The sequence below is a fragment of the Deinococcus sp. genome, assembly GCF_018260555.1.
Classification (GTDB): domain Bacteria; phylum Deinococcota; class Deinococci; order Deinococcales; family Deinococcaceae; genus Deinococcus.
This window is the reverse complement of sequence record NZ_JAGLBB010000048.1, coordinates 6,608-26,519: the sequence shown is the minus strand read 5'-3', so window position 1 is coordinate 26,519 and position 19,912 is coordinate 6,608. Positions and strand designations below refer to the sequence as shown.

The window sequence follows — 19,912 nt, the reverse complement described above, 5'->3', positions numbered from 1 at the left end:
AATATTATGCTCATACAAAACGGGAACAAGCGTTTTTTGCCGTGTTTATCGTGCTGAGCAGTTACCTGCACTGAATCAATCGGAATCCGTATCATTCCCCGCCCGGAGACCCCATGAACCCCGGAGAACCCATGAACACTGAACAGCTGCAACTTGTCCTGCAGAGCGCCTGGACGTCCCTGCCGACCCTGCTGGGCGCGCTGCCCGTCACGCTGGGATTCGCGCTGGCCGCCATGCTGCTGGGCCTGCCGCTGGGCTTCTGTGTGGCGCTGGCGCGGCTGTCCCGGCTGGGCTGGGTGCGCGGCCTGAGCAGCCTGTACGTGTCGTTCATCCGGGGCACGCCGCTCCTGGTGCAGATTTTCGTCATCTACTACGGGCTGCCCAGCCTGGGCATCACGCTGAACCCGGTGGCGGGCGGCGTGATCGCCCTGACCCTGAACGCCGCCGCGTACCTCAGTGAGACGATCCGCGCCGCGATCCTGAGCGTTCCCAGGGGCCAGCGGGAGGCCGCGACCAGCCTGGGCCTGAACGCCGGGCAGACCATGCGCCTGATCGTGCTGCCGCAGGCCGCGCGGGTGTCGCTGCCCAGCATGAGCAACACCCTGATCGGTCTGGTGAAGGACACCTCGCTCGTCAGCGTGATCACGGTCGTGGAACTGCTACGCAGCGCGCAACTGGTGATCGCGCGGACCTTCGAGCCGTTCGGGCCGTACCTCGCGGCGGCCCTGATCTACTGGGCGGTCAGCAGCCTGCTGGAAATCGTGCAGCGCGCCCTGGAACGCCGCTTCTCGCGCGGCAACTGAACGCCACGGCCACGCGGCCTGCACGCCCCTCCCGGACCGCACGCCGGGCGGGGCGCTCGCTTCTGTGCGGCGCACCCCCTCACCGCCCACACCTTTCGGTTCACTGCTCTCGGTGGACGCCTTCTGCGCGGCCCGTGGGTACGGTGCGGGCATGACTTCAGACGAGTCCGGCCCTGTGCTGTCCGGCCCCACAGCCCTGGACGCCCAGGTCCCGACGGACGCGGCCCCGGACGCCCCGCCCCCGGTCCTGATGGCCACGCCCCTGCTGCTGGCGCTGGGGCTGGGCAGCGCCGCGCAGCTGCTCACGTACGGCACGCGCGGACTGGGCCTGAACCTGAGTGTCTGGCTGCTCCTGCTGACCGGCGCGGTCCTGTGGGCGCTGCGTCGCCGGGGCGTCCGGGCGGACCGGGCGGCGCTGACGCTACTGCTGATCGCCCTGGCCTTCGGCCTGAGCTTTACGCTGGTGGCCCCCACCCCGCAACTGGGTGTGCTGAACGCCCTGGCACTGCTGACCTCGCTGGCTCTGGGCCTGGCGTTCATCCGCCATGACGGATCGGGCTTCGCTGGACTGCGCCGCGCCGGGCCCGCGCACCTGCTGGGCGTACTACTGAGCGCCGGAGTGCGCCTGATTCACGGACCGCCCACACTGCTGGCCCGCTTTCCCTGGGAGCGGCTGCGCCCACCGGCCCGGCACGGGGCACCGGCGCGCGCGGGCCGGATCGCGCTGGGCCTGGCCCTGACCGTGCCGGTCCTGCTGGTGTTCGGCGCGCTACTGGCGGGCGCGGACGTCCGGTTCGCGCCGCTGGGGACCGCGTCGCTGCTCTGGAACCTGAAGCTGGACGGCGCCTTCTGGTGGACGGTCAGGCTGCTGGGGTGGTGCGCCCTGGCCGGTGGGCTGCTGTACCCGGCGCTGCTGGCCGCCCGCCCGTCTCTGCTGCGTGTTCCGGCGCCTGCCCGCTGGGGAGACGTACGCCTCGTTCATCCGGCGGGGCTTCGCGGAACTGATGACCGTGGCGTTCCTGACAGCCGGGGTGCTGCTCGGCGCGCACAGCCTGAGCGCCCCGGACACGCGGACCTCTGTGGGCTTCCGGGCGTTGACGGTCGCGGTACTGCTGCCACTGGCCGTGATTCTGGCCAGCGCCGCGCAACGCTGGACGCTGTACACGCAGGCGTACGGCCTGAGCGAAGCGAGGGTACTGGGGGCCGCGTTCCTGGCGTGGATCACCCCGACCCTGGTGTGGCTGGCGTGGCGGTGGCGCGGCGACACCGACCGGTTCGCGTTCCCGGCTCTGCTGGGCGGCCTGCTGACCCTGCTGACCCTCACGGCCCTGAATCCGGCCGCGCTGATTGCCCGCGTGAACATTCACCGGCACCTGTCGGGGGTCACGAACGACCAGCGCCTCACGCCGCAGCGGGTCAGCGCGGCGGACCTGACGCGCCTGGGGGCGGGCGCCGTGCCGGACCTCGTGCGGCACCTGGACACCCTGACCCCGGCCTGCGGTCCCGGCACAGCGCCCGGCTGCTCGCAGCGGCAGGACCTGATCAGCTTCCTGCGCGCCGAGTATGGCCGCGCACCCGACTGGCGCAGCTGGAATCTCGCGCAGGCGCGGGCATTCGCGGCCGTGCAGAGCCTGCCGCCCACCACACCGGACAGCCGCCGCTGACCCAGCCGGACTGCGCTCCACTGCGCCACAGTCGGGAAGGAGGCGCCCGCCGAGCGTGCAGGTGTTCAGCCGCTGCCGCCCGGCCCTGTTCCCTGTCGGCTCCTCTCCCGTTCCCTCCGGCCTGTCGGTCCAGCCCTCAACTCCGGTAGCGGCGGCCACCTGGCCTGGGCGGCAGACCCCGCGTTAGGCTGGGGGGCATGACCTCACCGATCACGCGCATGCAGCGCGCCCTCGCCGCGACCAGCCTGGACGGCTGGCTGGTGTACGACTTTCAGGGCCTGAACCCGCATGCCCGCACCGTGCTGAACCTCCCCAGTGGGGCGTTCCTGACCCGGCGGTTTTTTGTGTGGGTGCCGCGCAGCGGGGCGGCCGTGGCGCTGCACAACCACATTGAGGGCGGCACCTGGGCTGAAATCACCCGCCACTGGAACGCCGAGCGCCGCGCGTTCGGGTCGCACGGGCAGCTGGACGCCGCGCTGCGTGAGATCGTGCAGGGCCGCACGCTGGCCATGGAGTACAGCGCGGGCGGCGCGGTCCCGTACGTGAGCCGCGTGGACGCCGGGACGGTCGAGCGCGTGCGGGCCGCCGGGGCCGCCGGGATTCACAGCAGCGCGGACCTGCTTCAGTCGTTCCTGGCCTGGAGTGCCGATGATCTGGCCGCACACGAGCGGGCCGTGGCCGTGCTGATGACCGCCAAGGACGACGCATTCCGCCTGATTCACGAGCGCCTGCGGGGGGGGCAGCCGGTCACGGAACTGGACGCGCAGGCCGTGATCATGCGGCAGATCGCGGCGGCCGGAATGAGCGCCGGGCACCCCGTGAACGTGAGTTTCGGCGTGAACGCCGCCGACAGCCACTACGAACCCAGCCCGGAGCGCCACGCCACCCTGAAAGAAGGCGAGTGCGTCCTGATCGACCTGTGGGCGCAGGAACCGGGTCGGCCCTTTGCGGACGTGACCTGGGTCGGGTACGCCGGAACGCCCACGCCCGAGTACCTGGGCGCCTGGGACGCCGTGACGGCCGCCCGTGACGCCGCGCTACGCACCCTTCAGGACGGCTACGCGGCGCGCGGCTGGGGAGCGTTGCAGGGCTGGATGGCCGACCGCGCCGCCCGCGAAGCCATGGGCCCAGAGTGGGCAGCGTTCTTCCTGCACCGCACGGGGCACGACCTGGGCGTCCGTATTCACGGGGCGGGCGCGAACCTCGACGATTACGAGACGCACGACACCCGCACCCTGACGCCCGGACTGGCCGTGACCATCGAGCCGGGCACGTACCCGGCCGCACGGGGCTTCGGGATCCGCAGCGAGATCGACGTGTACCTGGACCCGCATGCCGGGCCGCGCGTGACCACGCCCACGCAACGCGCCCCGTTCATCCTGGGGCAGGGCGACTGGGCGCAGGTGCGGGCGGCCGGGTACGGCGACCCACGCCGCTGACACGCCGCGTGGGGAGTGAGAGGTCCTTGACCTTCCGCTAAGCAACCCGGCCCGCGCCAAGGCCGCGTGACCCGGGAGCCGCGATCACCCGTTACCCTGGGGGCATGGCGAACCTCAGCTCCTCCACCATCATGCTTACAGGAGCGGGCGGCGCACTGGCGACCGCCATTGCTCAGGAACTCGACGACGCCGGCGCTCAGATGGTCCTGGTCGGGCGCGGCGAGAGCCTGGAACGCGCCGCCGACCGGTTTCCCGCCACCGAGGTCCTCGACCTGGACCTGACCGATCCGTCCAGCATCGAGCGGCTGCGCAAGGTGAAGGTGGACACGCTGATTCACACGGTCGGCGCGTTCAGCACGCAGGAAGCGCAAAAAGCCACGCCCGACGACCTGCGCTACCTGTTCGACACGAACATGACCAGCCTCTTTCACGCCGTGCAGGGCGTCCTGCCGCACATGGTCAAGCAGAAAGACGGCATCGTGATGGGCGTCAGCGCCGGGCAGGCCGCGCGCCTCAGCGGCCCCAAGGCCGCGCTGTACACGGCCAGCAAGGCCGCCGTCGCCGCGTACATTCTGAGCCTGCACGACGAACTCAAGGGCCGGGGCGTGCGCGGCTGCGTGCTGTACCCCATGGGCGCCATCGACACGCCCAGCAACCGCGAAGCGGGCCTCAGCTGGGAATCCATGATCGACCCGCGTGGCCTCGCCAAGAGCGTGGCGCACACCCTCAGCCGCCCCGACCGGGCACACATCACGGAAATCAAGGTCTACCCGGACGTGTAAGCCGGACAGTGAGCCACGGCAAGGGGAGAGCAGCGCGCCAGAGACGGCCCCTGCTCTCCCCTTTCTCGTCGCTCTCCCCTTTCTCGTCGCTGTGCCCGCTTACCGGCTGGTCTGCGCGGCGGCCAGCAGGGCGTCCAGGCCGCCGGTATAGCCGTCCAGTCTAGCCCAGGTGGGCGGGAAGGGCTGGGTGGCTGTCACCTCGTTGGGTACGACCACCACGCGCATGCCGGCGGCCACGGCGGCGGTCGCGCCGTTCAGGCTGTCCTCGACCGCCACGCACGCCGAGGGGTGCAGACCCAGTTGCCGGGCGGCGAGCAGGTACAGTTCCGGGTCGGGTTTCACGCGGGCCACGTCGTCGCGCGTGGCAAGCGTCTCGAAGGCGTCCAGCAGGTCGTGTTCGCCCAGCCAGCGGGTCACCCAGGCGCGGTCGCTGCTGGTCGCCAGGGCCAGGCGCAGTCCGGCGGGCCGCACGGCCCTCAGCACGTCGCGTACGCCGGGGCGCAGGTCGGCCGCCTGAATGTCGGCGTGAATGGCGTCGCGCAGGGTCGCCTGCGTGGCTTCGCGGTCGCGCTGCACCGTTTCGGGCAGCCCGGCCCAGGGGTCAAAGGCGTCCCACGTACCGATGCCGCGCTGCCATTCCGAGAGCGGCAATTCCCGGTCGTGCTGGCGGTACAGCGCCTGCCAGCGGCGGAATTCGTGCGTTTCGGTGTCCAGGATGGTGCCGTCAAAATCGAAGATCACGGCCTGAATCGGAGGAAAAGACATGCGCCCAGTCTAGGGCCGCCCCGGCCGCCGCCCATCCCCCTTCAGGTTATGACGAACTTTAGGAGGAGGCGCGTCCCGGCTCCGGCCCGCTAGTGTGGGCAGCATGGCCGAGTGGGTACAGGGACTGATGGACAGCATGGGGTACGTGGGCATCCTGCTGCTGATGGTGCTGGAAAACGTGTTCCCACCCATTCCCAGCGAGCTGATCATGCCGTCGGCGGGCTTCGCGGCGTCCCGCGGCGACCTGAACCTGATCATGGTGATCCTGATGGGCACCCTGGGCAGCGTGATCGGCACCCTGCCGCTGTACTACGTGGGGCGCGCGTTCGGTGAGGACCGGCTGGTCGCCTGGGCGGATCGGCACGGCAAGTGGCTGACCCTGAGCGGCAGGGACATCAAGAAAGCCGACGACTGGTTCGACCGGCACGGGTCCAGGGCGGTGCTGTTCGGGCGGATGGTGCCCGGCATCCGCAGCCTGCTGAGCCTCCCAGCTGGCATGAGCGAGATGCCCATGCCCAAGTTTCTGCTGTTCAGTGCCATCGGGTCGGGCCTGTGGGCGGCCCTGCTGGCCGGGGCGGGCTACCTGCTGGGCGAGCACTACGACCGGGTCGAGCAGTATGTGGCCCCCGCCAGCCGCATCATCCTGGGCGTGCTGGCGGTCGCGGCGGTCGCGTGGTTCATTCGCCGCAAGCGCGAACAGGCCCAGCCGTAAGCGGCGAGTGCTGATACACATTCGGATTGAATGGGAGCACAGTGGGTTCCGGGCGTGCAGTTGGTAACTTGGCGACCTCCCGAGTGATCAAAGAAACAGACGGAATCCGTAGGAGAGGAGGGGCGACCTGCACATGCAGTCGCCCCTCGCTCTGTTGCTGTTCCCAGTTCCCCCTGTCCCATGCCTGGTTCAGTGTTCCAGGCGGATGTGCGGCAGTCGCCGGTCGAGCCAGGCGGGCAGCCACCAGTTCCACTTCCCGGCGAGTTTCAGGAAGGCGGGCACCAGAATCAGGCGCACCAACGTGGCGTCCAGGGCGACGGCGACGGCCAGACCCAGGCCGATGCTCTTGCTGGCGACGACCCGCCCGAAGATGAAGGCGCTGAAGACGATGAACATGATGATCGCGGCCGAGGTGATGATGCGCGCGGTGTGCCCGACGGCCAGCACGATGGCCTCGTCGTTGTCGCCGCTGCGCAGGTACTCCTCCTGCACGCGGGAGAGCAGGAAGATCTCGTAGTCCATGCTCAGGCCGAACATGACGGCGAACAGCAGAACCGGCAGGCTGGAATCCAGAACGCCCACGTCGGCGGGAATGCCGAGCGGCGCGGCCAGGATGCCGTGCTGCACGATCAGCGTGACGATGCCGGTGGCCGCGCCGACGGTCAGGGCGTTCATGAGGATGCTTTTCAGGGGGATCAGCAGACTGCGAAACGCGATCATCAGCAGCAGGAACGTGCCGGCGAACACGGCCAGGATGATGGTGGGCAGCGAGTTCGTGATGGCGCGGCTGAATTCCTGTCCGCCGATGGGAGCGCCGCCCAGCAGGTACGAGTACCCGCTGGCGTTCAGGGTGCGGCGCAGCTGCGTTTCGAAGGCGGGAATGTCGGCGGCGCGCAGGGTGTCTTCCGGGATGACCGTGACGCGCAGCAGGGTGCGGTCGGCGCTGAACGAGCGGGAGGTCAGGGCGCTCAGCGCGGCCAGCTGCCCGGCGCTGCCCCCACCGCCGGCGCTCCCGGCACCGCTGCCCCCGCCCACGCTGCCGGCCAGGTCGGCGGGCGTCACGAAGGGGCTGAGCACGCCGCGCACGCCGGGCAGGGCGCGCAGGTCCGTGACGGTCTGCTGGAACCGGGCGCGGTCGGCGGGACCGTAGCGGTGGCCGGGGTCCAGGATGACCTCGAACTGGCTGAGCAGCCCCCCGGTCCCCAGGTCGCGTACGTCCTGCAGGGCGTCGCGGCTTTCCACGCCGGGCGTGAGGCCCCACGCGCCCGCGTACCCGGTGCGCAGCGTCAGGACCGGAGAGGCCAGCAGCAGCAGCAGCGCGGTACTGGCAGTCACGGCCAGCCAGGGGCGGGCGGTCACGCGGCGCGCGAACGCCGTCCAGCCGGTCGAGGCGGCGCCGCTCTGCGCCCAGGTGAACCTGACAAGGCGGGGGCTGTTCACGCGCTCGCCCAGCAGGGCCAGCAGGGCGGGCAGCGCGGTCAGGCTGGCCAGCACGGTCAGCAGGACCGCCAGCACCCCGCCGATGCCGATCGACCGGACGAAGGCGATGGGCGGCAGGATCAGGCCGGCCATGGCGATGGCGACGGTCAGGCCGCTGAAGGCGACGCTGCGCCCGGCCGTCTGCACGGTGCGGTCGGCGGCCAGGCGTGCGTCCGGGGTGCGTTTCAGTTCCTCGCGGAAGCGGTTGACGGTCAGCAGGGCGTAGTCGATCCCGGCCCCGAGGCCCAGCATGGTGATCACGCTCTGCGCGAAGGTGCTGACGGGCATCAGGTGCGTCAGGCCGTACAGGGCGGCCATGGCGACACTGATGCTAAGCATGCCCACGATCAGCGGCAGGCCGGTCGCGACGAGGGCGCCAAACACGACCAGCAGCAGCAGCGCGATCAGGGGCAGCGCGGTGAATTCACTGCGTTTGGTGTCGCTCTCGGCGAAGTGCGTGAAGTCGTCCGCGATGGCCTGCCCGCCGGTCACGCGGATGCTCAGGGCGGGCGTCTGGGCGCGCGCAGTGTAGGCGCGCACCAGCTTCAGGGTGTCGCTGGCGCCGTCCAGCAGGGGAATCTGGGCGAGGGTCAGGGCCAGGGTGCCGTCCTCGGCGCGGGTGCGGTACGGGCCGCTGCCTTGCGGGGGCGTGACGCGCGTGACACCCGGCACCTTCTCCAGGCCGCTTAAGAACGCCTGGTAGGCGGCGTCGCCCTGCGGGGTGCCCAGCGGCGGGCTGCTGCGGGTGACGATCACAACTGTGTTGGTGTCGCGTTCGCCGAAGCGGTCGCGCAGCAGATCGGTCACGCGGGTCGCTTCGGACTGCGTGAGGCCACCAGCCGGGTCGGCGTTCAGGGCGGCGGGCGCGCGCGCGGCGAAGGGAATGCTGAGCGCGGCGGCCAGCAGCCACACGATCAGCACGGCCCAGGGGTGGTGGGAGACGAGTCGGCCGAGGGTGCGCATGAAACCGAGTAGATCATGCGCGGCCCGAAAGGATGCGAGTAAGAACACGAGTAAGAACAACAGACGGAGTCCGTCTGTTCCGTAGCCAGCCTGGAACCCGCCCTGCCTCTATTCGCCCTGCGGCGCAGCCCTCCAGGTCTGCCCAGATGGAACGGGTGTTGCCCACCAGTGCACCGGGGTCCGTCTCACCACCTCTGTCTCACCCCCTCTGTATCAGAACAGTTCGTCGTGCAGGCGGTAGTACGCGAGTTTCGTGTCGTCCACCAGGGCGCGGCCGTACAGGTCAAGGAACTGGGTGGCGTAGCGTTCGCCCAGTTCGCTGCGCACACTGCGGTGCGCCAGCGCCAGGTCGGCGTGACGGTCGGCAATACCGAGGCGGCCCACGTCGATCAGGGCCTCCACGAACTCCCCGTTCAGGATGAGGTTGTCCAGGGTGGCGTCCCCGTGGGCCACTACCAGGTCCTCCTGGGCGGGGCGGGTGCGGGCCAGTTCGTTGAACACGCTGACGGCGCTGCGCCCGGCGCGGTCCCCGTCGAAGTCGGTCTCGTCGATCCGTCCGGCCTGCACGCGCTCGCGGGCCAGGGGCAGGGTCACGTCCAGCGTCTGCCGGAACGGGCAGTCCCGGATAGGCAGGGCGTGCAGTTCCCGCAGTGCGCGGGCCAGCAGGGTCACGGTCCGCTCCGGGTGCAGCAGCGCGTCCGGGTGGCTCATGGGAATGCCGGGTACGCGGGTCATGGCCAGGAACTCCCGACCGTCCTCGACCTCGAAGGCCACGACCTGCGGCGCGGGAAGGCGTCCGTGCAGCCAGCGCAGGCGCTCGCGCTCCTGTTGCAGGCTGACCGCGTGGGGCGAGCGGGCCTGCACCTTGACCACGAAGCGCGTGGATTTCCACACCTGCGCGCCGCTCTGGCCGCCGGACACGCGCTCCCAGCGGGCGGCGGGCAGCACGCGTTTCAGGGCGTCGGGCAGGGTGGGGCGGTCGGGGGGGTCGGTCACGCCGGGCAGTCTGGCAGCGGCGCGGACCTTCAGGCAAGTGTGAAGTTCCCCCGCGCCCGCTCCCCACCCCCCCGGGGCGATCATGAAGGCGTGACTCCTTCCCCCTCCCCTTCAGGCTCCCGGGCCGAGCCGTCCAGACGCGAGTGGTTCAGCGAGGTGATCGGCCGCACGCGCTTCGTGGTACTCATCGCGGTGGTCGCCGTGCTGCTGGTGTCGTTCAGTCTGTTCCTTCAGGGGACGCTGCTGGCGCTGCACACCATCTATGGCTCGTGGCACGACACGATCACGCAGGGCGTCGCCAGTCAGCAGGGCACCGTCGCCGTGGAATTCCTGGAGATCGTCAGCACCATGCTCAAGGCTGTGGTGTTCTACCTGATCGGCGTGGGCCTGTACTCGCTGTTCATCACGCCCCTGAACCTGACCTCGGCGCTGGGCGTGGAAAGCCTCGCGGACCTGGAGCAGAAGGTCGTGTCGGTGATCATCGTGATTCTGGGCGTCACCTTCCTGGAGCACTTTGTGCGCTGGGAGAAACCGCTGGACACCCTGTACTTCGCGGGGTCGCTGGCCCTGGCGGGGGGCGCGCTGGTGTTCTTCCAGCGGGTGCACCGGGGCAGCGGCGGCGACCTTCAGCAGCCTCAGGCCAAGCTGCGCGCCCGCCAGGAACTGTTCGAGCACGACAACGAGCAGCGCCGCATCGACGACCACGACGTGGAACTGGCCGAGCAGGCCACCCTGGCTAAGCTGTCCGGGGCCAAGCAGTCCGGGACCGAGCTGCCCAGCCGGGTGGAGAGCGGCAAGGGCAGCGAGTGACGCACGCGGGCCGGGCCGGACGAGGTGGCCCGGCCACGCACCCCGCCCGGCGCGCGTACACTGTTCAGAATGAGGGTTGGTCTGCTTGAATCCCGCGCCGCGAGGCTCCCCACGTACTGGTCGGCGTACCTGAAAGAACTGGGCGCCGAGGTCGTCACGCCCACCCTGACTGAAGCCGAGTGCCTGGCGCTGGGGCGTGAAAGCCTGCCGGGCGAGCCGCCGCAGGTTCAGCTCGTGCTGGGCCGCATCCTGGCACTGGGGCGGGTCGATCTGGTCCTGCTGCCCCAGTGGCCTGCCGTGAGTGGCGACGCCTGGAGTGAGGCGCTGCCCGAACTGCTCGCCCGCCGCATCAGCGGTCTACCCGCCCTGCTGGGCGTGCCTGACCGCCCCGACCTGATGGAAGGGGCCGCCGCCGAGGTCGGTATGCGCGTCTCGCAGAATGCCGGGCGGGTGCGGCTGGCACTCGAGAAGGTCCGGCCGCTGGCCAGTGACGCCCGCGCCGAGATGCCGCCCCTGAGCCGGGCGTCGCGCGAGACGGTCGCGGTGCTGGGGCCGCGCGCCCTGCTGGCCGAGGACGTGCTGACCGGCGCGCTGCGTCCCGCGCTCGATGAACTGGGCCTGTACCCGGTGTTCAGTCATGAACTGCCGGTACTGGACGTCCTGAGCCGCGCCGGGCGCATCGAGCAGCCGGAGCGGGCCGCGCCGGGGGATCTGGAACTGTTCGGGGCGCTGTCCCTGCTGAGCGGCAAGGCGGCCGTGCGCGGCTTCGTGTTCGTGGTCCCGGCCCGTGACGGCAGCGCCGCCGCCGCCGCCCGCAAGGTCGCGGCGCGCCTGCACAAGCCATTCGTGCTGCTGACCGTGGACGCCGGGCAGACTGAATTCCCGGAACTCGGCGCCCTGCGGGAAGCGCTCGGCGCTCCTGGCGCGCGGCCCAGGGCGGCGGCTCCCGGGGAGCCCACCCCCGCCGCTGTCCCAGAGGGTCATGTGCCAGGGAGCGATGGGCCAGGGAGCGATGGGCCCGTGGGTGACGCGTGAACCTGTGGCGCTGGCTGACCACCCCGGACCCCAATCCGGGCTTCACGCGGCCCAAACTGCTGAAACTGCTCGTGCGGGTCATGCTGTTCTCGGTGGTGGCGACCCTGCTGAGTAGTCTGCTGCAACTCACGCCGGTCGGGAAATACCTGAACACCTGGTGGGGCAGCCTGATCTTCGTGCTGATCCTGTACGTGCCCATGGCGCGCTTTCTGACCATGGACACCTTCACGCCCCGCCGCCTGCAGACCCCGGCCGGACGCACCGCTGGCACGGCCAGCGCCACCAGCGCGCAGCGGCGCAAGGAACGCAACCGTTACGCCGGCGTGCGCAAGGGCGCCCCCAAGTACGGGGGCCGCCGGTAGGTAGGGGACTCGCCCAGACGAGAAAACAACGCCCGGCGCGTGAGTGGGCCAGTGAAAGCCTGTTCCGCCCCGCCGCGCAACTGCTGGTGGCCCCGCTGGCCCGCCTGAACGTGGACCCGGCGCACGTGGTGCTGCTGCACACGGCGCTGGGTCTGTACGCCGCGCTGCTGATCGGCCGGGGCGAACGCCTGCTCCCTGCGCTACTGCTTCAGGTCAAGACCGTCCTGGATAACCTGGACGGGCAACTGGCCCGCGCGACCGGCCGCACCACTGAAACCGGCCGCTACCTGGATACCGAGATGGACCTGGTGGTGGACCTGGCACTGAACGTGGCGATTAGCGGCGCGGCGGGCGTGCCGGCCACGCTGCTGCAGAGCCTGATCCTGACCGTGGATTACCTGTGGGAACGCGACTTCCGCGAGGCGCGCGGCGAGGTCTTCCGCGATCCGCCCGCGCAGGCCGGGGACAACCCGCAGGTTCTTGCGGCCCTGAAACGGGTGTACGCGCTGTACTTCACGCCGCAGGAACGGGCGCTACAGGCGCTCTTCACGCGCAGGCTGGACCGCCTGACCGGCGGGTCACCCACCCCGGCCGACCGGGTGGCGTACACCCCGCGGGTCAGTAATGTCGTCACGGCGAACCTGGGGCTCTCCACGCAGCTGCTGTGGCTGGGGGCCTGCGTCCTGGCCGGCCGGCCCCGCCTGTACACCCGCAGCCTGCCCGTGCAGGCGCTGGTGCTGGCGGGCGTGCAACTGTGGCGTGAAGATCAGGTGCGCCGTCAGCCTTCTTCCAGCGGGTAGGTGCGGGCGGCGCGGGCGGCCAGCCAGATCAGGTACCCGTAGAACACGCCGACCATCAGGAACACCAGCCAGCCGGGAAAACTGCCGATGTCGGCCAGTGAGAACGCCTCCGGGAATTCCAGGATCCAGCCCTTGGGCTGATCGAGGTCCAGTTTCGCCAGCCACGCCAGAAGAACGGCCGTGTAGATCCACAGGTAGTTGCGGTTCAGTCGCCAGCCGAGCGCGTCGTCGCGGGTCATGGGGCTGCGCGGCTTGCTCAGTTCGGCCAGCAGCAGCTGATGCCAGCCGGGGTCCACGCGGTCGCCCAGCATGGCCGGGTAGAAGAACCGCTCCATGATCCGCACGCGGTGGTGCGCAATCTCGAACGTCCGGAAGCGCCGGGCTTCGAGGCGCAGGAAGAAGTAATTCATGAACATGGCGAACAGGAACGTCGCGTGACTGTTCGTGGCGTCGCCAAGCGCGAAGGACGCCAGACCGGCGGTCGTGACGACCGACCAGTTGGTGGTCATGTCCAGCCGCTGCCGGTAGGCGGTCATCTTGCCGACCTCGGCGCGGTACAGGTGAATCAGGGCGTTGGCGGTGTTCGTGCTGTAACTCACGTCCGTCAGGCCCGCACCGGCCGCCGCGCCGGGGCCGCCGCCCACGCCGGGAGTCACGCGGACCCCCGCAGCACCACTGGAACCCGCCTCACTGGAGGAACGGGTTGCTGCGCCGCTCATGCCCGACCGTGGTGCGCGGGCCGTGACCGGGGTACACGGCGGTGTCGTCGGGGAGGGTCAGCAGCTGGGAGCGGATGCCTGACAGCAGTTGCGGGTGGTTCCCGCCGGGCAGGTCCGTGCGGCCCACGCTGCCCTGGAACAGGGTGTCACCGGCGATGACCACGCCCGGCGCGCGGAACACCACGTGCCCCGGCGCGTGCCCCGGCAGGTGGTGCGCGCTGAGGGTCAGGTCGCCCGCCGTGAACATCTGCCCGTCCGTGATGTCGTGGTCGGGCGCGGCGGGCTGCGTGAACGGCAGGTTCCAGCGGGCGGCACTCTGTGCACCCAGCGCGTACAGGTCGCGGTCGTCCGGGTGCAGCCACACCGGCACACCCAGTTGCTCGCGCAGGGGCTGCACCGCACCGATGTGATCGAAGTGCGCGTGCGTCAGCAGGATGCCGGTCACGGTCACGCCACTCCCGGCGATCAGGGTGGCAATGCGCCCTGCGTCGTCGCCCGGGTCGATCAGGAAGGCCCTCCCCTGCTCGCCCGCGATCAGCACAGTGTTCTCCTGGAGGGGACCGGTGGGCAGCGACCACACGCGAAGTGGGCCGTGCGTGAAGGGGGCACTCATGCCCTGAAGTCTAGCGCCCCTACGGCCCGCACCGGCAAGTCGGCGTGCGGTTCAGGCGTGCCCCAGGGCGTCCCGCAGGGCCAGCGCGAACACCTGAAAGCTGAGGCTGGGGCTGGCGTAGGCCTCCAGCCCCTCTTGCAGGGCCGTCAGGGCGGTATCGGCGCGGGCGCGCTGGTGGGGGGGCAGGGTGCGCCACACGAAGCGCAGCGCTTCCGGGTGCCAGCCGGGGTCGAAGCGTTTCTCCAGGCCCTCGGCAGCCTGCAACGCGGCCAGCAGTCCGTCAGCCAGCGCGTCCGTGAGGTCGCGGGCGTCGGTCAGGGCGGCGCTGACCTTCTGCGGATCGTCCAGCACCCCGGCCCGTCCGGCGGCAAAGGCCACCAGTTCCGGGTCCGGGGCGTGTCCGGCGCGGCCCAGGGCACTTTCCAGGGCGCGGTCCGTGGCGGGCGTGACGCTCAGGCGGGCGCTGCGGCTCACGATGGTCGGCAGGACCGAACGCAGGTCCTCGGCCAGGAACACGAACAGCGCGCGGTGCGGGGGTTCCTCGACCAGTTTCAGCAGGGCGTTCGCGGCTTCCGGGCCCAGGTACTCGGCCCCGCTGACGATCACCACGCGCCGCGCGAAGGTGGGCCTGACCTCCAGGAATTCAAAGACGTGCGTTTCGTACTCGCGGGTCTTGTCACGCCCCGAGAGGACCGCCCCGATGGGAATCAGTTTGCGCCGGGCGGCCTTGCCGGTCGTGGTGGTAGCGCGCGGCTCGACAAGCAACACGTCCGGGTGCCCCCCGGCCGCCAGGGCGCGGCACGAATGGCACGCGCCGCACGCCTCGCCGTACATGCCTTTCGGGCCGGTGCAGTTGTGCTGCGCGGCGACCGCCCAGGCCACGCCCAGTTTGCCCACGCGGGCCGGGCCGGTCAGCAGCAGGGCGTTCCCGCCGAACGCGCCGGTCTGTTCCAGCAGCGGGCCGTGCAGATCGGCGGCGGCCGTCACCTGTGAACTGATGGTCTGGGCGCCGCTAGTCCTGGCGCCGGCCGCCTGGGCATGGGCAGTCTGGGAGGCCGTGGCCTTCATTTACCGATAGCGAGGCGAGCGGCGAGCACCTGCGGCAGCCCGGCCTCCAGCGCCGCCTCCTGGGCGCGCCCGATGTCGTACGGCACGCGGAAGACTTCAAAATACGCGCGGACCGTGTCGAAGACCGCGTAACTGGCCTGCGGGTTCCCGTCGCGCGGCTGGCCGACACTGCCGGGGTTCAGGATCACGCGGGTGCTGGGTGGCACCATGTAACTGCCGCCGTCTACGAACTGCTGCGCCTTGATCCAGTCCCCGACCGGGGAGTTCAGGGTGGCGTACACGGCCGGAACGTGCGTGTGCCCCACGAAACCCAGCCGCCCCTGCCACTGCGCGAAGGCCTCGCGGGCGGCCGGGACAGAATCGGTGTAGTCGTCGAGGCTCACGGGCGTGCCGTGCCGGTAGCGGGCGCCGACGTCCGGATCGTCGATCCCGTCACGCCACAGGCGCACCCAGGCCACGTCGCGTTCGGACAGGCGGTCCAGTTGCCACATCAGGGCCATGGACACGATCGAGTCCTTCGTTTCGCGGCGGCCATCGGCGTACTGCAGCAGCATGTCGTCGTGGTTGCCCAGCACGCACACGGCGTCCAGTTCGCGCAGCGTGTCGAGCACCTCGCGCGGGTGCGGGCCGTAACCCAGCGCGTCGCCAAGGTGGATGACCTGATCGTAGCGGCGGTTGGCGGCGTCGTTCAGGACCGCCTGAAGGGCGGTGTGATTGGCGTGAATGTCAGACAGCAGCAGGAGCCGCACGCCGCAGATCATACAGCCCCGGGCCGCGCTGGAAGGTGTGATACGGACTCCGGACGTGGCGCTGGCAGGTCCAGTGATGTTCCGGGTTGTCAACTTCGACGCCCGGAACACGTTTCCCCTCTGCTCGCCCTGCGCCGCAGCCCTACGGGTCCGCCCGGCCACCGAATTGACCTGCGGGAATTGTGAATGAACCGCGTCCAGCTAGGCGGGCAGGTCAGTGACGGCTCACGGGGGCCGCGTTAGACTGACTGCATGACGAAATCCTATGACTACGACGTGCTCGTGATCGGCGCGGGTCCCGGCGGGTACCACGCGGCTATCCGCGCCGCGCAGCTGGGCCTGAAGGTCGCCTGCGCCGAACGCGACTCGGTGGGGGGCGTGTGCCTGAACGTGGGCTGCATTCCCACCAAGGCCCTGCTGCACGCCGGTGAGCAGATCGCTGCCGCGCGGCACGCCGCTGACTTCGGCCTGACCTTCGGTGAGCAGAAGCTGGACATCGCCAAGCTGAACGGCTGGAAGGACGGCATCGTCAAGAAACTCACGGGCGGCGTGGGCAGCCTGTTCAAGGCGAACAAGGTCACGCACCTGACCGGGCAGGCCAGTTTTATTGACGGGCACACCGTGCAGGTGGGCGATCAGACGTACACGGCTGCGAACTTCATCATCGCGACCGGGTCCGAGCCCGCCAAGCTGCCGGGCCTGGACGTGGATCAGGAGAGCATTGTGGACTCCACGGGCGCGCTGGTCATGCCCGACCCGGTGCCCGCGCGGATGCTGTGCATCGGGGGCGGCGTGATCGGCTTCGAGTTCGCGCACGTGTACAACAACATGGGCAGCCACGTGAAGATCATCGAGTTCCTGCCGAACGTCGTGCCGGGCGCGGACGCCGACGCCGTCAAGGAATTCACGAAGATCATGAAAAAGCAGGGCATCGAGATCGCCGTGCAGACCAAGGCCAACCGCGCCGAGAAGAAAGCCGACGGCATTCACGTGGAACTCGAAGACGTGAAGACCGGCGCGAAAACCACCGAGGTCTTTGACCGGGTGCTGGTGGCCGTGGGCCGCCGCCCGCGCACGGACGGCCTGAACGCCCAGGCGGCCGGCGTGCACGTCACGGAACGCGGGTTCATTCCCGCCGACACCCGCCAGCGCAGCAACGTGCCGCACATCTACGTGGTGGGGGACGTGGCCAGCAACCCCATGCTGGCGCACAAGGCCATGAAGGAGGGTCTGGTGGCCGCCGAGGTCATCGCCGGGAAGCCCGCCGAGCAGGACGCCGTCGCCATTCCCGGCGTGGTGTACACCAGCCCGGAACTCGCGTGGGTGGGCCTGACCGAGCAGGAAGCCAGGGACAGGGGCTACGACGTGAGGACCGGCGTGTTCCCGCTGTCGGCGTCGGGCCGCGCCATGACATTGCAGGCCACGGACGGCTTCGTGAAGATGGTCGTCGAGAAGGATACGGACCTGCTGCTGGGCGTGCACATCGTCGCCCCGCACGCCAGTGACCTGCTCGGCGAGGCCAGCCTGGCCCTGGAGATGGCCGCGACCGCCAGCGATATCGCGCTGACCATCCACGCGCACCCCACCCTGGGTGAGAGCGTGCTGGAAGCCGCCGAGGCCGTGCACAAGCAGGCGATTCACATCATGAACCGCTGAGCACAGCGGCCCAGGGCTCTGGTTGCCGCTTGCGCCTGGAGCACTCCGCATTGCTTTCCTTTCCAAATTGCTTTATAATATGAAGTATGGAAATTGGAATTGATAGTTTTGCGGCCGTGGTATCCGACCCGGTCACGGGCGTTACCCTCTCACCGGCCGACCGGCTCGCGAACCTCCTGGAAGAAATCGAGACCGCCGACCGCAGCGGCGTGCATTCCTTCGGGGTGGGCGAGCACCACCGGCCCGACTACCTGGACTCCGCGCCGGGCATGATCCTGGCCGCCGCCGCCGCACGCACGGGCCGCATTCGCCTGAACAGCGCCGTGACGGTCCTGAGTGCCGACGATCCCGTGCGGGTGTTCCAGCAGTACGCCACGCTGGACCTGCTGTCGCGCGGACGGGCGGAACTGATCGTGGGGCGGGGATCGTTCATCGAGGCGTACCCGCTGTTCGGCCTGAACACACAGGACTACGATTCGCTGTTCAGCGAGAAACTGGACTTGCTGCTGCGCCTGCGAAAAGACACGCACGTTCACTGGTCGGGCCGGCACCGCGCGCCGCTGCGCGGTCAGGGCGTGTACCCGCGCCCCCAGCAGGCGCAGTTGCCGGTCTGGGTGGGCGTGGGCGGCACGCCGGAATCGTTCGTGCGGGCGGGCACGCTGGGGCTGCCGCTGATGGTGGCGATCATCGGCGGGGACTTCCGGGCGTTCCGGCCACTCGTGGACCTGTACCGCGAGGCGGGCGCGCGGGCCGGGCACGCCCCGGAGACCCTGCGGGTGGGCGTGCACGCCTTCGGGTTCGTGGGTGACAGTGACGCGGGCGCGCGCGACGATGTCTGGCCGGGGCACGCGCGGATGCTGGAAACGGTGGGCCGCGAGCGGGGCTGGGCGCCGCCGCAACGCTCACAGTTCGACGCGGCGTGCGGGCCGTCCGGGCCGTACCTGATCGGCACGCCCGACACGGTCGCGCGTAAAGTCAGGCTCCTGAACGACGCGCTCGGTGGCGTGGACCGCCTGACCTTCCAGATGACGAACGTGCTGATGCCGCACGCGCGGATGCTGCGCAGCGTGGAACTGCTGGGCCGCGAGGTCGCTCCGCAGGTGGCGGACCTGTAGCGGGGAGGCGTCCCCACGTCACGGACGGCGGGGGCAGGGCGCGCCTAGACTCGGGGGCGTGTCCACTTCCCTGTCTGACCGTCTGACTGCCGAACTGTCCGGCCTGCGCGAGAGCGGGCTGCTGATCCACCCGCGGGTGCTGGAGCGGGCCAGCCGCGCCCGCACCCGCGTGGATGGGCGCGAGGTCGTGAACCTCGCCAGCAACAACTACCTGGGCTTCGCGGATCACCCGGCCCTGAAAGCGCGGGCCGCCGAGTACCTGGAACGCTGGGGCGTGGGCGCGGGCGCCGTGCGCACGATTGCCGGGACGCTGCGCATTCATGAGGCGTTCGAGTCTCAGCTGGCGGCGTTCAAGCACACGGGCAGCGCCCTGGTGCTGCACAGCGGTTTCACGACCAACCAGGGCGTGCTGGGCGCCCTGCTGCGCGAAGGTGATCTGGTCATCAGCGACGAACTGAACCACGCCAGCATCATCGACGGCCTGCGCCTGACGAAAGCCACCAAGAAGGTGTACAGGCACGCGGACCCGGACGACCTGGAACGCCTGCTGAAAGAACACGACACGGACGGCCTGAAACTGGTCGTGACGGACGGCGTGTTCTCCATGGACGGCGACGTGGCCCCCCTGGACCGACTGGTAGAAGTCGCCCGGCGCTACGGCGCGGTCACGTACGTGGACGACGCGCACGGCAGCGGCGTGATGGGGGAATCGGGGCGCGGCACCGTGCATCACTTCGGCTTCGAGTACGCCGACGACGTGATTCAGGTCGGCACGCTCAGCAAGGCGTGGGGTGGCGTGGGCGGCTACGCGGCCGGGCACGGCGACCTGCGCGAGCTGCTGATCAACCGCGCCCGCCCGTACCTCTTCAGCACCGCGCAGGCCCCCGCCACGGTCGGCGCGCTGAGTGCTGCGCTTGACGAGGTGCAGCGCGACCCCACGCTGATGGCGCGCCTGTGGGAGAACACCCGCTACTTCAGGGCGCAGTTGCAGGGCCTGGGCTTCGATACCTTCGGCAGCACCACGCCCATCACGCCCGTCATCTTCGGCGAGGCCCCGGCCGCGTTCGAGGCGAGCCGCCTGCTGTTCGGCCACGGTGTGTTCGCCGTCGGCCTGGGCTTCCCGACCGTGCCACGCGGCCTGGCCCGCATCCGGAACATCGTGACCGCCGAGCACACCCGTGACGACCTGGATCACGCCCTCCAGGCGTACGCCGAGGTGGGGCGCACGCTGGGCATCATCTCCTGATCCGCAAGCTCCTGATCCGCAAGCTCCTGAGCCCCAGGGCGGGCGGGACTGGCGGAACGCTTCCCGTCCGTCCCGCCCGCGCGCCGCTATCATCGGCCTCATGACGAACCGGCCGCCCGTGGGCGACAAGCAGGAC

The 19,912-nt window shown here is 70.1% G+C and carries 19 protein-coding genes and 1 pseudogene; 13 read left to right on the top strand and 7 right to left on the bottom strand.

Annotated features, from left to right (window positions below):
• Positions 1 to 131 precede the first annotated feature (131 nt).
• The 5 genes and pseudogenes from QZ271_RS10255 (at position 132) to QZ271_RS10240 (ending at position 4,688) form a co-directional block, all read left to right on the top strand.
• Entirely contained in the window at positions 132 to 803 is a 672-nt protein-coding gene (locus tag QZ271_RS10255) for an amino acid ABC transporter permease (RefSeq protein WP_291431113.1), read from the top strand.
• A gap of 151 nt (positions 804 to 954) precedes the next feature.
• A pseudogene (locus QZ271_RS14540) lies at positions 955 to 1,713 on the top strand (DUF4153 domain-containing protein); the annotation flags it as partial.
• 28 nt (positions 1,714 to 1,741) lie between these two features.
• Positions 1,742 to 2,467, top strand: a complete 726-nt coding sequence (locus QZ271_RS10250; protein ID WP_291431112.1) for a DUF4173 domain-containing protein — start codon at positions 1,742 to 1,744, stop codon at positions 2,465 to 2,467.
• Between the two features lie 197 nt (positions 2,468 to 2,664).
• A complete protein-coding gene (locus QZ271_RS10245) occupies positions 2,665 to 3,906 on the top strand; it encodes a M24 family metallopeptidase (protein WP_291431110.1) in 1,242 nt (413 codons plus the stop codon).
• Positions 3,907 to 4,010: 104 nt separating this feature from the next.
• Entirely contained in the window at positions 4,011 to 4,688 is a 678-nt protein-coding gene (locus tag QZ271_RS10240) for an SDR family oxidoreductase (RefSeq protein WP_291431108.1), read from the top strand.
• Between the two features lie 99 nt (positions 4,689 to 4,787).
• On the opposite strand, the gene QZ271_RS10235 is transcribed toward QZ271_RS10240, so the two are convergent.
• Positions 4,788 to 5,453: an HAD family hydrolase gene (locus QZ271_RS10235; RefSeq protein WP_291431107.1), complete on the bottom strand. Its 666-nt coding sequence runs from the start codon at positions 5,451 to 5,453 to the stop codon at positions 4,788 to 4,790.
• Between the two features lie 103 nt (positions 5,454 to 5,556).
• Between QZ271_RS10235 and QZ271_RS10230 the strand changes: the two genes are divergently transcribed.
• Positions 5,557 to 6,165 carry a DedA family protein gene (locus QZ271_RS10230; RefSeq protein ID WP_291431106.1) on the top strand — a complete coding sequence of 203 codons (609 nt, stop codon included), beginning with the start codon at positions 5,557 to 5,559 and terminating at the stop codon, positions 6,163 to 6,165.
• 189 nt (positions 6,166 to 6,354) lie between these two features.
• Here QZ271_RS10230 and QZ271_RS10225 read toward each other — a convergent pair whose 3' ends face one another.
• Both QZ271_RS10225 and QZ271_RS10220 read right to left on the bottom strand, forming a co-directional pair.
• Positions 6,355 to 8,607: an MMPL family transporter gene (locus tag QZ271_RS10225; RefSeq protein ID WP_291431105.1), complete on the bottom strand. Its 2,253-nt coding sequence runs from the start codon at positions 8,605 to 8,607 to the stop codon at positions 6,355 to 6,357.
• Positions 8,608 to 8,820: 213 nt separating this feature from the next.
• Positions 8,821 to 9,603 (bottom strand): APH(3') family aminoglycoside O-phosphotransferase, encoded by a 783-nt coding sequence (locus QZ271_RS10220; protein WP_291431103.1) that lies wholly within the window; start codon positions 9,601 to 9,603, stop codon positions 8,821 to 8,823.
• A 90-nt stretch (positions 9,604 to 9,693) separates the two neighbouring features.
• On the opposite strand from QZ271_RS10220, the gene QZ271_RS10215 reads away from it, so the two are divergent.
• The 4 genes from QZ271_RS10215 (at position 9,694) to QZ271_RS10200 (ending at position 12,610) form a co-directional block, all read left to right on the top strand.
• A complete protein-coding gene (locus QZ271_RS10215; protein WP_291431101.1) occupies positions 9,694 to 10,413 on the top strand; it encodes a YqhA family protein in 720 nt (239 codons plus the stop codon).
• A gap of 69 nt (positions 10,414 to 10,482) precedes the next feature.
• Positions 10,483 to 11,448 carry a hypothetical protein gene (locus QZ271_RS10210; RefSeq protein WP_291431099.1) on the top strand — a complete coding sequence of 322 codons (966 nt, stop codon included), beginning with the start codon at positions 10,483 to 10,485 and terminating at the stop codon, positions 11,446 to 11,448.
• On the top strand, positions 11,445 to 11,810 hold the full coding sequence (locus QZ271_RS10205) for a hypothetical protein (protein WP_291431098.1): 366 nt from the start codon (positions 11,445 to 11,447) through the stop codon (positions 11,808 to 11,810). Before QZ271_RS10210 ends, QZ271_RS10205 begins: the two co-directional genes overlap by 4 nt.
• 86 nt (positions 11,811 to 11,896) lie before the next feature.
• Positions 11,897 to 12,610 (top strand): CDP-alcohol phosphatidyltransferase family protein, encoded by a 714-nt coding sequence (locus QZ271_RS10200; protein WP_291431096.1) that lies wholly within the window; start codon positions 11,897 to 11,899, stop codon positions 12,608 to 12,610.
• On the opposite strand, the gene QZ271_RS10195 is transcribed toward QZ271_RS10200, so the two are convergent.
• From QZ271_RS10195 to QZ271_RS10180, 4 genes are read right to left on the bottom strand one after another with little or no spacing between them, the layout of a single operon-like run.
• A complete protein-coding gene (locus QZ271_RS10195; RefSeq protein ID WP_291431094.1) occupies positions 12,589 to 13,266 on the bottom strand; it encodes a DUF2270 domain-containing protein in 678 nt (225 codons plus the stop codon). The genes QZ271_RS10200 and QZ271_RS10195 overlap by 22 nt on opposite strands.
• Positions 13,267 to 13,297: 31 nt before the next feature.
• Positions 13,298 to 13,942: an MBL fold metallo-hydrolase gene (locus QZ271_RS10190; RefSeq protein ID WP_291431093.1), complete on the bottom strand. Its 645-nt coding sequence runs from the start codon at positions 13,940 to 13,942 to the stop codon at positions 13,298 to 13,300.
• A 51-nt stretch (positions 13,943 to 13,993) separates the two neighbouring features.
• Entirely contained in the window at positions 13,994 to 15,010 is a 1,017-nt protein-coding gene (locus tag QZ271_RS10185) for a DNA polymerase III (RefSeq protein ID WP_291431091.1), read from the bottom strand.
• Entirely contained in the window at positions 15,007 to 15,768 is a 762-nt protein-coding gene (locus QZ271_RS10180) for a metallophosphoesterase family protein (protein ID WP_291431115.1), read from the bottom strand. Before QZ271_RS10180 ends, QZ271_RS10185 begins: the two co-directional genes overlap by 4 nt.
• A 243-nt stretch (positions 15,769 to 16,011) precedes the next feature.
• Here QZ271_RS10180 and lpdA point away from each other — a divergent pair, with 243 nt between their 5' ends.
• The 3 genes from lpdA (at position 16,012) to QZ271_RS10165 (ending at position 19,776) form a co-directional block, all read left to right on the top strand.
• Entirely contained in the window at positions 16,012 to 17,415 is a 1,404-nt protein-coding gene (lpdA, locus tag QZ271_RS10175; protein WP_291431089.1) for a dihydrolipoyl dehydrogenase, read from the top strand.
• 86 nt (positions 17,416 to 17,501) lie between these two features.
• A complete protein-coding gene (locus QZ271_RS10170) occupies positions 17,502 to 18,530 on the top strand; it encodes an Atu2307/SP_0267 family LLM class monooxygenase (protein ID WP_291431087.1) in 1,029 nt (342 codons plus the stop codon).
• 58 nt (positions 18,531 to 18,588) lie between these two features.
• The gene (locus tag QZ271_RS10165) at positions 18,589 to 19,776 is read left to right on the top strand and encodes a BioF/Kbl family PLP-dependent acyltransferase (protein WP_291431085.1); all 1,188 of its coding nucleotides are present in this window, start codon (positions 18,589 to 18,591) and stop codon (positions 19,774 to 19,776) included.
• The last annotated feature ends 136 nt before the right edge of the window (positions 19,777 to 19,912 follow it).

Bases quoted from the DNA above. Each gene is read 5' to 3' on its own strand.
- QZ271_RS10255 (WP_291431113.1), top strand. From the start codon at position 132: ATGAACACTGAACAGCTGCAACTTGTCCTGCAGAGCGCCTGGACGTCC.
- QZ271_RS10245 (WP_291431110.1), top strand. From the start codon at position 2,665: ATGACCTCACCGATCACGCGCATGCAGCGCGCCCTCGCCGCGACCAGC.
- QZ271_RS10240 (WP_291431108.1), top strand. From the start codon at position 4,011: ATGGCGAACCTCAGCTCCTCCACCATCATGCTTACAGGAGCGGGCGGC.
- QZ271_RS10235 (WP_291431107.1), bottom strand. From the start codon at position 5,453: ATGTCTTTTCCTCCGATTCAGGCCGTGATCTTCGATTTTGACGGCACC.
- QZ271_RS10230 (WP_291431106.1), top strand. From the start codon at position 5,557: ATGGCCGAGTGGGTACAGGGACTGATGGACAGCATGGGGTACGTGGGC.
- QZ271_RS10225 (WP_291431105.1), bottom strand. From the start codon at position 8,607: ATGCGCACCCTCGGCCGACTCGTCTCCCACCACCCCTGGGCCGTGCTG.
- QZ271_RS10210 (WP_291431099.1), top strand. From the start codon at position 10,483: ATGAGGGTTGGTCTGCTTGAATCCCGCGCCGCGAGGCTCCCCACGTAC.
- QZ271_RS10190 (WP_291431093.1), bottom strand. From the start codon at position 13,942: ATGAGTGCCCCCTTCACGCACGGCCCACTTCGCGTGTGGTCGCTGCCC.
- QZ271_RS10185 (WP_291431091.1), bottom strand. From the start codon at position 15,010: ATGAAGGCCACGGCCTCCCAGACTGCCCATGCCCAGGCGGCCGGCGCC.
- lpdA (WP_291431089.1), top strand. From the start codon at position 16,012: ATGACGAAATCCTATGACTACGACGTGCTCGTGATCGGCGCGGGTCCC.
- QZ271_RS10170 (WP_291431087.1), top strand. From the start codon at position 17,502: ATGGAAATTGGAATTGATAGTTTTGCGGCCGTGGTATCCGACCCGGTC.